The following is a 13,909-nucleotide window of genomic DNA, read 5'->3' on the forward strand; positions in this document are numbered from 1 at the left end:
CTCTCTTGAGGGCATATTTTTTTGCGACAGGATGCTAACCTGGCGCGACAACCGGCACCGTTCGCCGAAGAAGATCTAACTCGTGTCTCTTTTTATTGGTGCCGGTCAGAAATTTTTAATACTGCCCTGAAACAAGTTTCAAATTTTGCCCAATCTTGGATTGATTTCAAATACTGCAGAGCAAAATAATTGAAGCGGGACGGCTATCTCGCGAGCCTTGAACACATGACTGGGCATGAGTTCGAGCAGGACGCGGATTCGAATCCATGACATTAAAGACCTTGGCTGATAGGAAGAGCGAAACCATCCTCTTCGTCGACGACGAACCGCTTTCGCTGAAGTACTTCAAAAGCTCGATTGGCAAATACGCCAATGTCGTAACGGCCAGCAGTCCCGAAGCGGCCCTTCAAATTCTGGCGACGCCCGGCAACGACATTTCGGTTGTCGTCAGTGACGAGCGAATGCCTCGCGACAGCGGCGTGTCGTTTTTGAGCGAAGTCCGCAAGTCATGGCCCTCAACCGTCCGTGTACTGACGAGCGCCTACGCAAATATCGATAATCTCCAGCAGGCGATCAACGGGGCAGCGATCTATCGCTTTGTGCCGAAACCGTGGAACCTCGACGAATTATGCGCGGCCATGGATGACGCATTGCATGTCGAGCGAAAGGCAGCCGCCTTGACCGAGCCTATGCTCGGTCCAAGTACAGGCGGAGACGCGGAAAGCGCGAATCTCGCACTCCTCTCCATTCTTGCCAGCGGGCTCGAAGCACCATTGAAATCGCTGGATACCGAGGCCGAACGGCTCGCTGAATTCAGCCTGCCGGGCTCTTTGGAACCTTCCTCCACCCCGAGATCGTATCTTGCATCCTGGGCCTCCAAGCTCCGGCTCGGCAAGATGGCCGCGTCCGCCGCTCAGATCCGCCGGGATGTCGAGCACTGCAAGTCCCTCGCGAATTCTATTGGCAACCTCGCCCGGAGCCTCGCCGATCCAGTGACTGCGCAAACATCGTCGATGGCCGACACCATTTCCGAAGTTGCCGAGCAGGCCGTCATCGGTCACTCCGGCAGAGTCTTCGGCGGCCCCGGCATCGGTCAGGACTTCGCCTACCGCATGCCACGCGAAATCATGAAGTTCGTCCTGACGAATTTGCTCCGCGGCGCAACAAAGGGTCTGAGTCACAATCTCGATACATTCCCGAGAGTGGAATTGGTTTCCGGAGTCGAACATAATGAAGTTCGAATCACGTCGGTTTCGGATCGCGAGCCGCTGACATTGGAGAATAATCAGTCATGGCGGACGGTTCGTTGCGCCTTATGGGCCTTCGGAGGCGAACTTCTGTCATCAACTGATAAAACATTGGGCACATCCACGCTGACAATGTGCCTCCCGAAGGCATAATTCTTAAGGTGTATCTCCAAGGCATTGGTTATTCTGATTCATCTAAACGCTTTCTAAATACCGCAGTACCAAACTGAACCAGTATGATAACGTTCGTTATACACGTTGGCGTCGGTTCAGTTATGGAGCAGTCCCCTTGCGCATCGAACGGGATATTGATCGCACGGTCTCTTTCAGGAGCAGCCAAGGCACCGTCTTTCGCGGAACCCTGAGCAAGCTTTCAAGACGCAATATCGTCTTCGAGATCTACAATCCATTTTCACCCGTTCAGACGAGCGAGGTCCTGAGCGACCTCAAAGTGCGTCGCGGCAAGAACCTCGTTTATCAAGGCGATGCAGTCGTAACCGGCGTCGTCACCACGAGCATTCTCGTGGTTGTCTCTGCGACGCTCGTCAATCAGTGGTCCGCCGTAGACGCGATCATCTCCGATCCTGCCGGTCTCGGATCCGAAGTTGCCCGTTTCGTCGATGAATGGGACCGGGCCAACAAACTGCAGCCGAACTATCAGCTCAAGGTCGCCGATCTCCGGTCCTTTCTAAGCGACTTGAGCTTCTGGCTCGATCAGGTCGACTTGGCGATCGAAGGCGAACCGGGCGCCAACCACGCCGTTCTCGACACCGCGAGATATGAAGAGATCAAGGCGCCGGTGATGCCGCGCTTGACCGAGCTTTTCCTCGAGCTCGAGGAAGCGTGCCGCCAGCTCGAAGTCGACGAAGTAGAAAATCACAAGCAGCTGGCCCAGCGCGATCTTCTGCCGCTGATGATGGCCTCGCCCTTCTTCAACCGCGTCTATTCCAAGCCCCTCGGGTACGCGGGCGATTATGAAATGGTCAACATGATGTTCCGCAAGGAGCGTCGCGGAAAGACGACCTATGGCCAGATCATTAATGACTGGTTGCTGAACGGCGGCCCGCCCGAGGCGCATCGCAACCGTATCTACATGCTCGGCAAAATGCTCGATCAGGCAGCCACGGAAGCGGCAGCGGCAAACAAAGAGCTACGGATCTTGAATGTCGGCTGCGGCCCGGTGCAGGAACTGCAGCTATTCCTTTCAAAGAACCAGGAAGCACACCGCTTCTCCTTTGATTTACTTGACTTTAACGCCGAAACGCTCGCCTACGCCAAGCGCCAGATCGAGGCCGCGACGGCCGACAGCGAAAATGCGCCGAAGGTGACGTATATCCTGAAGACCGTGCAGGACCTTCTGCGTCAAGCCATTGAGCTTCCGGAGAATTCCAAGACCTACGACATCATCTATTGTGCCGGCCTCTTCGATTACCTTTCCGATCGCGTCTGCACCAAACTGGTACGCCTGTTTTATCAGTGGTGTGAACCCGGCGGCCGCGTGATCGTTACAAATGTGCATTCGTCAAACCCTGTGAAAGGTTTGATGGAGCATATTATGGAATGGCACCTCGTGATGCGTGACGAGTCGGATATGGTCCGGCTCGCGCCCGACCTTGGGCCGCTAAAGATTTATACAGATGAGACGGGTATCAACGTCTTTCTGGAGATAGATAAACCCCCCGTTTGACGGCATGGATGAGAAGAACGACTTACGGCGCGCCTTCGAGGCTGAAGAACAAGAGCTTCGGCTAAGGCAGTCGAAGGTCGCTTGTATCCTCGGAATTGTTTTAATCCCCGCAGGGATCGTCCTCGACCGCATCAGCTATTTTGATCAGGTCAAAACGCTGACCGCCATCCGGCTCGTTGCTGCGGGCTTGATTGCCGGCATCTATGCGTTGCACTTCTGGGACAGGACGGCAGTACACGTCCGCTATCTGACGATGGCGGGCTTGCTGATCGCTGTCGCCTCGATTGCGGTGATGATCGGCATCACGAACGGTGCCGACTCGACCTATTACAACGGCCTCTTCCTCATCCTGTTCGCTGTCGGCGTGTTGGCGCCGATGCAGCCTATGGAAGCCGCCCTTCTCTGTATCTCGACCCTCGGGATTTACATCATCGCGTGCTTGCAGGTGCCGACTGCTGGCGACATGACCAAGACGTTGATGAACAACCTCTACTTTCTGGTCCTCACGTGCATCATTTCGGTGACGGCGGTCCATTTCAACTATCGGCGCCGCTTCAACGAATTCCGGCTGAAGTATAAGCTCGCCGCGCAGCACCAGGAGCTGTCGGCGCTCGACCGGCTGAAGTCTCAGTTCTTTGCCAACGTCAGCCACGAGCTGAGAACGCCGCTGACGCTCATTCTGGCTCCCGTCGAGCGGCTGAAAACCGACGTCGCGTCCCTGAGCCCATCGGCACAGCAACTGCTGGACGTCATCGAGAACAACGCGCTTCGCCTGCTGCGTCTCGTGAACGACATTCTAAGCCTGATCCGCCTCGAGGAAGGCCGCGCCACGCTTTCGAAGAAGCCGGTCGATATGGCGCACTTCATGAAGCACACGGCCGCCTCGATGAAGCATCTCGCGACCCTGAAGGGGGTCAATCTCGAGCTGGCGGAGCCGACGGGCGATCTGCTGATCAACGCCGATCCTGACGCGCTCGAGAAGATTGTCAGCAATGTTATCGCCAACGCCATCAAGTTTACGCCGCCGGAAGGTCGGATCGATATTTCCGCCGAGCGCGAAGATGAAATGGTGACGATCAAAATTTCCGATACGGGCATCGGCATCCCGGCCGAACAGCTTCCGCACATTTTTGATCGCTTCTATCAGGTCGATGGCTCCGCGACGCGCCGCCATCAAGGCCTGGGTCTTGGCCTCGCCCTCGTCCGTGAGCTGATCACGCGGCATGGCGGCAGTGTCACGGCGACAAGCAATTCAGGGCACGGAACGACATTCGTTTTACGTTTTCCTCACGCACTCCGGGTTACGCAATCCGATATGAGCGATTCCGAAGACAAACCGGACGGACTAGCAGACGACCCGCTGCGCACTTTCGATCGCAAGGCGTCCGCGCGTGCACTCATGACGAGCGACAATCCGGCGCCCGAAATCAAAGATCCGAGTGCGCCGCAGGCTGAGGATGGTCGCGCCGAGTTGCCGCTCCTGCTCGTCGTCGACGACGAACCGGACATGCGCAGGTATCTGGTATCCATGCTGCGTGAGAACTATCGCATCATCGAAGCCCCCGATGGCATCACCGCCCTCGAAAAGGCCAAGGGGCAAAAGCCTGATCTGATCCTGCTCGACGTCATGTTGCCGGGCGTCACGGGGCTCGAGGTCTGCCGCTCGCTGAAGGAAAGAGCCGAGACACGCGCTATCAAGATTATCATCTTGACCGCGCGTGCCGACGAAGAAGCGAAAATCACCGCGCTGAAGCATGGCGCCGACGACTTCCTCATCAAGCCGTTCAGCGGCTTGGAAGTCCGTTCGCGCATCGCCAATCTTATCAGGGCCTCGCAGCTCGAAACCGACCTTCACCGGACGAACGCCGAACTCAAACAAAGCCTGCAACAGTTGCGCGAGACCGAAGCCGCCCTTGTCCAAAACGCCCGTTTGAGCGCGCTTGGTACGATGGCAGCCGGCCTTCTCCACGAAATCGGCAACCCGCTGAACTTCATGGGCACGGCGCTGCAATTGGCCGCACGCGACCCGACAATCCAAGCCGATCCCGATACTGCCGATACGCTGAAAGACATCCACGCCGGCTACGAGCGCATTCACCGCGTCGTCACCGACCTAAGGGGCTTTACAGCGCCGCATCGCCCCGAGCATCCGCGTCCATTCCATATGGAAGCCGCCATCGACCATGCGCTCCGCTTTACGGCGCATATTCAGAAGGGCATCACGATCACAAGGCACGACGCACCGAATGATACAGTCGTCGGCTCGCAGTCGACGATTGCTCAGGTGCTCGTCAATCTCATCGTCAACGCCGTCGCCGCAGTCCGCGCGGTCGAGGAAGAGCGTAAGCCCGAGATCACCATCACGTCAGTCGTTGAGGGCGAGGAACTCATTGTCTCGGTGCGGGACAACGGAACCGGCATCGATCCCAAGATCCAATCTCAGATTTTCGATCCGTTCTTCTCGACAAAAGACGTCGGCGAAGGCATGGGCCTCGGACTTGCGGTCAGTCACCGCATCATCTCGAACCATGGTGGTTCATTGAGTGTTAAGAGTAGTCTTGGAGAGTGGACCGAGTTCCGTTTCAACCTCCCGATCTCGTCGGATTCGGATAAAGAGAACCAGGTCTTCCATGGAGTCGTTTCGTCCTGATCAGCCGGTCGAGATCCTGATCGTCGACGACGAGCCGCAGGCCGTCAAATATTTCAAGAAAGCGTTCGGCACGCGCTACGACGTGTTGACTGCGACGAGCGCCGACGAAGCCGAATCCCTCATTCTCTCCGGCAACCACAACATTGCGCTCGTCATTTCCGACCAGCGGATGCCGGGTCGAAGCGGCGTCAGCCTCCTCAACCGCATTCGCAATGAGCGGCCCGACATCATCCGCATGCTGACGACGGCCTACGCCGATCTCGACAGCGCCATCGACGCCGTCAATAAGGGCGAGATCCTTCGCTATATTTCGAAGCCGTGGGATCTCCGCGTGCTCGAAGCCGAAATCGAGCAGGCGATTACCTTCTATCTCTTGAAGAATGAATACGACATGCTCCTGCGCGACAAGCTCAGCGCGTTGCATCGTACCCTTTTGCGCGATCGCATGAACAATCTCGCGATGCTTTCGAAATTGCTGCCCTACAACAACGCGCCGCTGACGATGTATCAGTACCTGAAAGACTCGATCGCCGAGACGTCCTGGCGACCGGCGGCGCAGAAGGCTTGGTCGCAGCTCCGTATCCGCGATCACTGGCGCATTCCGGTCGAAGAAACCCAGCGCGCGGTCGATCTATCCGAAGAGCTGACGACGCCGCCGCTTTTGGCGGATGCTCAGGTTGCTGAAGTCGACCTGATTGCCGCCCTGTCGGCCTGCGCCGAAGCCATCAACAAGGACCTCGGCGCCAAACAGGTCGTCATCAATGCAAACCGCCCGCAAATCATCGTTTCCACCGATCCGGAAGCGATCGGCAAGATCATTACGGGCCTGATGGACCCGATGAGCCAGTGGGCCGCAATGGGCAGCACCCTGCTCGTCAATGTCGCGCAGGAGAGCGCCGGCGGTGACGTGAGCATCCATTTCGAACTCCGTAACTGCGAACCACAGAGATCGATGCAGGATTGCGTTCTTTTCAATCCGCCTTTGCATACGGCGCCGAAGCGCGCCAGCGACTATCTGAAGGCAGCGCTTGCCATCGGCCACATCGGGGGAACGATGAGTTCCCCACCGATGGAAAACGGTTACAAGCAAATCCACGTCACACTGCCGGCGCGCGCAAAAACCAGCGGCACAAAGATCAATGCGCTGCCCAAGCAGTGGCTGCAGGATTTGAGCGACGAATACGAAAAGTGGGTTTTGGGCACGCTCGAAATCGCGGCGTGAACGGACGTTCCGCCGGGCCTCCACAACCTCGCCTCATGGCCAAGTATCGAGCCGTTTAGGCAACGGCGAGTTGCCCGCTGCTAGCGCAGACTGAGCTTCGTTTGAAGTCGGGGACCAGCCGTGGGGGTATCCAAGCTCCTATAAGTAGACGACTGCTTGACCGCCCTAGGCCTGGCTTGAGGGGCGAAAGACCGAAGGTTCAGATCGCCATTTGCGAGAGCAATCAATTGGCTGCGCTCGGAATTCTTACGCAGCGCAACTTCGCGCGGGGTGAAATGCCACGCCCTTCCCTAACGCCACTTGTGCGTTTTCCACCAATACGCGCTTGAGATCCCCGCGACGGTATGGTCGTTCGGGCGTCTCGTGCACGAAAAGGACCAAGTTGTCAGAAATGACATGTGTTGACCGGGAAAACATCTTGCATGTCTCCCCCGTCTGCATCAGGAGATTTTTTTGATGACAGCTCATGTTTCGGTCAAGGATGACGGCTTTGTTCTGACCGCCTTGCTCAGCAAGCAGCGCGCCGCGTTCTTGAGCGATGGGCCGCCATCCCCCGCGATGCGACGCGCGGATTTGCTGAAGCTGAAACAGGCGCTGCTGAAACACCGGACGGTGTTCGAAGCGGCCGTGAGCAGGGATTTCGGCTACCGTTCCGCCTACGAAACGCGGATCATGGAAATCGCGCCGGTCATCCAGACGATCAACTACCTTCGCCGCAATCTGACGAAATGGATGCGTCCCGAACGCCGCCGTGTTGCGCTCCACTTCCGTCCGGGACGCAATCGCGTCGTCTATCAGCCGCTCGGCGTCATCGGCATCATCTCGCCGTGGAATTACCCGATATCGCTGGCTCTGACTCCGCTCGCAACCGCCATCGCCGCGGGCAATCGCGCCATCCTGAAACCATCCGAGTTGACGCCGCAAACGAGCGAGCTTCTCAAGTCGGTGCTGCGCGAGCTTTTCCCCGCGGAACAGGTCGCGGTCGTCACCGGAGGTCCGGAGATCGGCGCAGCGTTTTCACGCCTCCCCTTCGATCATCTCCTCTTCACGGGCAGCACCAATGTCGGCCGCTCGGTAATGAAGGAAGCCGCCGAAAATCTCGTACCGGTGACATTGGAGCTCGGCGGCAAGTCGCCGGTTTTGATTGGACCCGACGCCGACATCGAGGCCGCCGCGACAAGCGTCGCCTTTGGAAAGCTCGCAAACGCCGGTCAAACCTGCATCGCTCCGGATTACGTCCTGGTGCCGGAAAAAGACGCGGCGGCATTCGTAGCCTCCTACGACGCGGTGGCGCGCAAGTTCTATCCGCAGGGAAACGGCGACCTGAACTATACGTCCATCGTCAATGCGAAGCATCACGATCGCATGCTGAAGCTGATCGACGATGCGAAGCGAAAAGGCGCGAAGGTGATTGAAGTCGCGGCCGCCTCAGGAGAAGCCGCGCACAAACTCGCGCCAGTGCTCGTGCTCAACGTCACAGACGACATGGCGATCATGCAGCAGGAAATCTTCGGGCCCGCGCTGCCCGTGATGACCTATCGCGCCTTCGACGATGCGATCAGCTACATCAACCGCAAGCCCCGGCCGCTGGCCCTCTATTACTTCGGCCACAACAGCGAAGACCGGCAAAAGGTTCTCACCCGCACGACATCGGGCAACGTCACCATCAACGATACCTTGATGCACTACGTCCAGAACGATATCCCGTTCGGCGGCATCGGCATGTCGGGAATGGGTGCCTATCACGGACACGAAGGCTTCAAATCGCTGAGCCACGCCAAGGGCGTTTTCGAACAGAGTAAATGGAACCTGGGTTGGCTCCTGCACCCGCCGTTCAACCGGATGACGGATCTCGTCATCCGCTATCTTCAACGGTGGTGACTTTCCCTGCCAAATCGCCTGTATTCGGCGCCGCTGATCGCCACGGCGCGGCGGCCCTATTGAAATACCAAAAAAGGAACTCGAATGCAGCAAACAGTGGTCAGGGTCATTTGCGCGATCGGCCAGTCCGGTCAGCTGGGCCTCAATGGAGAGCTGCCGTGGGAAGGCAACCGGGACCCTGAATACGTTGCCGACGTCGCCCGCTTTTTCGACATTACGCGAGGCCACGTCTTGATGGCCGGCCCAAAGACCATTGGCGCAGTGCCGGAATTCGCGCGCACGGATCGCACGCTCTTCGTTTTGCGCTCGCACATGGACCCTGAAGAAACGCTCAAGCAATTCGCCGGCCGTGTCGTATTCATCGGTGGAGGCCCGCCGGTCTGGGACGTTTATGCGCGTTTCGTTAGCCATTGGGACATCACGCGCCTTCCGTACGATGGCCCGGCGGACCGTTGGTTCAATCCAAATTGGTTGACGGCTTTCAGCCATGCGAACCCGCACGGCGCCGTTGCCTCCGTCTGAAAAACAAAGGCCGGATGCGTTCTACGCGTCCGGCCCAAGCTCTGAATGCAAGTAATTTTCAACGGCTAGTGCTGACCGCCCTTGCGGCCGGCTTCGGCCGCTCTTTGCGGATCATTCCGAAAATTTCCGCCGCTCTCATGGCCACCTTTTCTGCCGGCCTGAGACGCAAGTTCGTGATTTCGCGAAAAGCTTCGCTCATTGTCCGGAACGCTTGCGCCGCCCTTGCGGGCGATCTCACGCTGCTTCTCGGCATCCATGGATGCGAAGCCGCGTTTTGATGTTCTGTCCTCTTGAGCCATGGGGATTACCTTTTTGGAGTGAAAATTTGCGCCTCGAAAAATTCGAGGCCGTTGGCGTTGCCAGGAAATGCAGGCGCCGCTCGACGACTACGCGGCAACTCACAGAGAACCTCTCTTTGCCGAGAGGGTTCCGGCGATTTTCACCCGCGAACATGACGATTTCGCAAGAATATTCACGAAGCGAAGCTTCGCATACCGCGCCCCGCAACCTCGTTCGTTTGAACGGATTTCCAATAGGCGCGAATTTTGAGGAGAAGCGATGAGTGACAGCCAACAGAAAGGTCCACCGACCTATTCCGCAGAACAAGTGACCCAGGGCAAAATCATCCTTAGGAAGCCGTGGCAACGCATCGTCTTCATGACGGGCCTCGCCGCAGCCGTTCTCCTGCCGCTCGCCGCTCTCGCAGTCTATTACTTTCGGTAAAACGAACGGCGACTAGACGTCGAAGTCGTCGTTACCCCAAGAGTTGTCGCCGTCGTCCTGAGCGTCCTGCATATCGTCCTGCGCCGCGTCATCGGCCCCCAAGTCCCGCTGCGCCTTATCCCGATCGTCCTCCGCGTCCTGCAATTGGTCCTGGAGATTATCGATCGTCTTTTGATCACCCGCGCCGGTGCCGCCACCGCCCGCCCAGGCCTGTCCGCCTCCGAACAAGCTTCGAATTCCATCGGCTAGGAACACGCCACCCGCGACGCCGGCTGCCGTTGAGAGCGCTGAAGATAAAAAGCCGCCGCCACCGGGACGTGCCGGCGAACCCCATGGGCTATTGGGTTGGGACGGCGCCACGGCTTCCGGTGGTGCAGGCTGCGGAGGCGGCGGCGTGTACCGGCTTCCGCTTTGAGGGACGGACGATCCGCCGAGGAAGCTTCCTCCCCGTCCCGGCTGCTGTTGCTGCCGAACGACGGCTTCGAGCTCTCTGATGCGAGCCTCCGCCCGCTCGACGGCCTGCTGCTGAACGATGACGGTCTGCGCAAGATAGTATGGCGCATCCGGAGAGCGCCGGATCAGATCCTGGATAAGCGCTTGCGCCTCCAGATCCTTATCGCCTCCATCAAAATTGCGGAGCCGCGCAAACAAATCTTCAATGAGCTGCTTTTCTTCCGCGTTCATGGGGCCAGCCTCCTTGCTGAGACGTCTATGCCGACTGTTGTGCAACGCATGTAGGAACCGGATCTTCTGAGTGACATGGGGGCTGAGATTAATTTTTCGCTATGGCTGTCGAAGGTTGCACATCCTCGGCGGTTCGGCGTCATGAACAGCCGGCCGCCTGGGACATTGATTTTTGACGCGTGTGCCAGAAAGTGGCCGGCTTCTCACATCGGCCGTTCGCACTAGATAAAATGTCCTGCGATAGCTCTATATCTCTCGGGCGCGGATTTTCGTTGGGAGAACGCTGATGGATAAAGTCGCCCTGGGCTTTCTATTCCTCTTGCTGGTGATCGTCTGCTCGACCCTTTTCCACCATATGGGCAGCATTGCGACCTGACCTTGAAAAGCAAAAAGCGGCCTTGAGGGCCGCTTTCGCATTTTCTGGGTGAGGTACGCAGGTTTTAGAATTTCACCTTCACGCCGCCATAGGCCGCAAACGGTATGGCAGGCACGACGGTACGCGGGTTGTTCTCGTCGAATGTGACGCCAGTGGCCCCCGATACATTGTTGGCATCGTCCACGCTGAAATAGGTGCCGTAGAGCGAGTAGCGGTTGTCCGTGAGGTTCTCGATCAATCCGTAGACCTGGATGTGGTCCGTTATGTCGTAAGACGAGTGCAGATTGACCTTGGCGTAGCCCGCAAGCGGCCGTTCAAGGTTCGCTGCATCCTCGAAGAAGAACTGCGAGCTTGCGGCGATAACGTCGGCACCGAACTTCCACTTCGGCGTCATCCAGTAATCGAAACCTGCCTTGAAGGTGTGAGCCGGAACGCCCGGAATGCGATCACCCTTGCTGACGGAGGTGCAGTTTCCCGTAGCCTCACCCTCAAGATCCGGAGGACAGTCGAAGACGCCAGGACCCAGCGGATGGTTGGGAGCCGGGAAGTACGGAATCCCGGATTGGAACGTAGCGTCGGTATAGGTGTAGTTCGCGTACGCAAAGAGGCGGTTCGAACGGTAGGAGAGGTTCGCCTCAACGCCCTGACGCAAGGTTGTGCCGATGTTCTGGAAGTAACCGCGGCCAGTCTGCGTAGAGGCAGCGCTGAAGATGTCATCAGAGTTCTCGGTACGGAACAAGCCGACGCCCCAGTTCCACTGCGATCCCGACCAATTGTTGACCGTACCACGGAAGCCCGTTTCCCACGTGCGAGACACGACCTGCTTCAACGGCGGATCGGACGTCAGGAAGCTCTCGATGAGGCACGGCTTCTCAGGATCGGAGCATGCGATCTCCGCAGCCGTCGGTGCACGGTTCGCTTCCGAATACCCACCGTACCAATTGAGCGCGGGATTGAACGAATAAGTCAGACCGGCCGACGGATTGAAACGATTGTACTTGTTGACCCCGTTGAGAGAGTCGTTTTCCGCATCACCGGTATTCTCGATCTCGATGCGAGCGTAATTGTAACGGCCGCCGACCGTCAACGCGAGCTTATCCGTGATGTTGAATGTATCGACGAAGAAGGCTCCGAAATAATCGTTCGTCGTCGTCAGCGAGCGCGGATTGAAATCGTCCGTTCCCCCCATGATAACGCCCTGTCCGGCGACAACGAACTTCGGCTGCATGAACCCGAGTTCGCTTTTCGCGGTGTAGTCCACTCGGCCTCGATCGTAGCTGGCGCCGACGACGAACTGGTTATTGTGGCCGAAGAGCTTGGCCGTCTCCGTGGCCTGTAAGCTGATACCGGCGCCATCGGCATTCTGCGACGTGTGATCGAGCGAAGCATAAGAAACGCCGTTCGTGAACGGGATCGGATTGCCCGTGGCGGCATCCCTCACGACAGTATCATCGCCAGAGCAGAGGTTTCCGCCGCAATTTTCCGGATCGTCAAACAGGTTGCCGTCTACGTGCTTCTGATTGAAATGGCGATAGTAAGAGACACCCGAGAAGGTGAGCGTATCGGTTGCCTTGACCTTACCGTTCACCGAGTACATCTGCATCTCGTTGTCGGTCGTCTGGGGTGACGTGAACGTCAGGTTCCTGCCGATATCGAGAAGCTGCTCAGGCGCCGCGGCCGTCACGCCGACATGGTTGTCGGCACCCGTAAAGTTGAAATGGAACTCGGCCCTGTCGCCTTTGACGCCAAGGTCGAAGTATCCTCTGCGAACCTCTGCATCCGAGAAGTCACGGAACCCATCATCGTTGATGGCTTCGAATGCTCCGTAGATGCCCCAGTTGCCGCTCCGATAACCCGCTTCTGTCGAGACCTGCTTACGACCGAATGAGCCGAAGCGCGTATCGATCTCCGCGCCCTGGTAGTTGAACCCGTCCTTCATGTCGATGACGATCGAACCACCCAGCGCGTTGAGACCGAAAACCGGATTACCGGTCACCAGAGCAACGTTGTTGATCGCGTTCGAGGGCAGGAAATCCCAGTTGACGATATCGCCGAACGCTTCGTTAATCCGAACGCCGTTCTGATAGACGGCAAGACCCTGCGCGACACCGTTCACCGGCGAAGCTTCGAAGCCGCGATACTGGATGTCGGTCTGGAATTGGTTGCCCTGCACGTCGGTGACGATCAGGCCAGGAACCTGGCTCTGAAGGGCATCCTGAATGATGACCGTTCCGTCTCTCTTGATGTCCGAAGAATTCATCTGGAAGACGCTGCCGGGAACTTTGTTCACCGGAATTTCACTGCCTCCCAGCGGCGACATCTTCACGGCGTCCGCTTCTACCGGTTCCGCGACCGGAGGTGCACTCACGGCAACTGGCGCTGCAGCCGGGGTTGGCTTCTTTGTGTGCTTGACGGGTTTTGGCTTGGCCTTCTGTTGCTCCTGGATAACCTGAACCTCAGGAAGCTTTTGACCGGCCGGTGGAGGATTCTGATTGGTGTTTGCCGCATCTTGAGCAACTGCGGGACTCAAATCGACGAACAGAAGCGCAACGACCGCCGCCGAAGCCAGTAACTCACGTTTCATCCCCGAACTTCCCCTTTTTCTTGACTGCGCCCCCGATGCCTGCCCGCATCGAGTTGCAGCACGAACATCCCAGTAATCTCGACTCTGACTACTGCCCGGGGACTAGGAAGAGGATTTAAGGGGAGAGGAATCAATCCGTTGATCGGCAGGACTTTTTCCCGAAGGTGCTATTCGTTGAGCACAAGTGGCTTTGCAGCAACGAAGCAATAAGAATGGGAATTTTTCCCGCTCGCCACGGGAATTATGCTGCGCCTGTGTGTGGCCGGGAAAGCCCAACGGCTACGATTATCGAGTCGGAGAAAGGCAAGGATCGGCGACCGCATCGAGCAGAGC

Annotated in this window: 10 protein-coding genes; 7 read left to right on the forward strand and 3 right to left on the reverse strand. The window is 57.7% G+C overall.

The annotated features are described in order from the left end of the window. Window positions 1-266: 266 nt before the first annotated feature. The 6 genes from AB4Z24_RS15425 to AB4Z24_RS15450 all read left to right on the forward strand — a co-directional run bounded on the left by AB4Z24_RS15425 (window position 267) and on the right by AB4Z24_RS15450 (window position 9,209). Entirely contained in the window at window positions 267-1,400 is a 1,134-nt protein-coding gene (locus tag AB4Z24_RS15425) for a response regulator (protein WP_441709622.1), read from the forward strand. Window positions 1,401-1,536: 136 nt separating this feature from the next. Next, window positions 1,537-2,934, forward strand: coding sequence for a class I SAM-dependent methyltransferase (locus AB4Z24_RS15430; protein ID WP_441709624.1), 1,398 nt, complete (start codon window positions 1,537-1,539; stop codon window positions 2,932-2,934). A gap of 4 nt (window positions 2,935-2,938) precedes the next feature. Continuing rightward, on the forward strand, window positions 2,939-5,584 hold the full coding sequence (locus AB4Z24_RS15435; protein WP_441709625.1) for an ATP-binding protein: 2,646 nt from the start codon (window positions 2,939-2,941) through the stop codon (window positions 5,582-5,584). Next, window positions 5,565-6,806, forward strand: coding sequence for a response regulator (locus AB4Z24_RS15440; RefSeq protein WP_441709627.1), 1,242 nt, complete (start codon window positions 5,565-5,567; stop codon window positions 6,804-6,806). The genes AB4Z24_RS15435 and AB4Z24_RS15440 overlap by 20 nt, the downstream gene beginning before the upstream one ends. A gap of 456 nt (window positions 6,807-7,262) precedes the next feature. Then, window positions 7,263-8,687, forward strand: a complete 1,425-nt coding sequence (locus AB4Z24_RS15445) for a coniferyl aldehyde dehydrogenase (RefSeq protein WP_441709629.1) — start codon at window positions 7,263-7,265, stop codon at window positions 8,685-8,687. An 84-nt stretch (window positions 8,688-8,771) separates the two neighbouring features. Then, a complete protein-coding gene (locus AB4Z24_RS15450; RefSeq protein WP_441709631.1) occupies window positions 8,772-9,209 on the forward strand; it encodes a diacylglycerol kinase in 438 nt (145 codons plus the stop codon). A 65-nt stretch (window positions 9,210-9,274) separates the two neighbouring features. On the opposite strand, the gene AB4Z24_RS15455 is transcribed toward AB4Z24_RS15450, so the two are convergent. Next, window positions 9,275-9,508 carry a general stress protein gene (locus AB4Z24_RS15455; protein WP_441709632.1) on the reverse strand — a complete coding sequence of 78 codons (234 nt, stop codon included), beginning with the start codon at window positions 9,506-9,508 and terminating at the stop codon, window positions 9,275-9,277. A gap of 259 nt (window positions 9,509-9,767) precedes the next feature. On the opposite strand from AB4Z24_RS15455, the gene AB4Z24_RS15460 reads away from it, so the two are divergent. Beyond that, entirely contained in the window at window positions 9,768-9,932 is a 165-nt protein-coding gene (locus tag AB4Z24_RS15460) for a hypothetical protein (protein ID WP_441709634.1), read from the forward strand. Between the two features lie 12 nt (window positions 9,933-9,944). Here AB4Z24_RS15460 and AB4Z24_RS15465 read toward each other — a convergent pair whose 3' ends face one another. Together AB4Z24_RS15465 and AB4Z24_RS15470 are read right to left on the reverse strand one after the other, a co-directional pair. Beyond that, window positions 9,945-10,616 carry a DUF2076 domain-containing protein gene (locus AB4Z24_RS15465; RefSeq protein WP_441709636.1) on the reverse strand — a complete coding sequence of 224 codons (672 nt, stop codon included), beginning with the start codon at window positions 10,614-10,616 and terminating at the stop codon, window positions 9,945-9,947. Window positions 10,617-11,056: 440 nt separating this feature from the next. Beyond that, window positions 11,057-13,576 carry a TonB-dependent receptor gene (locus AB4Z24_RS15470; RefSeq protein WP_441709637.1) on the reverse strand — a complete coding sequence of 840 codons (2,520 nt, stop codon included), beginning with the start codon at window positions 13,574-13,576 and terminating at the stop codon, window positions 11,057-11,059. Window positions 13,577-13,909 lie beyond the last annotated feature (333 nt).

The sequence above is a fragment of the Hyphomicrobium sp. 2TAF46 genome (assembly GCF_052114865.1).
Taxonomy (GTDB): Bacteria; Pseudomonadota; Alphaproteobacteria; order Rhizobiales; family Hyphomicrobiaceae; genus Hyphomicrobium_B.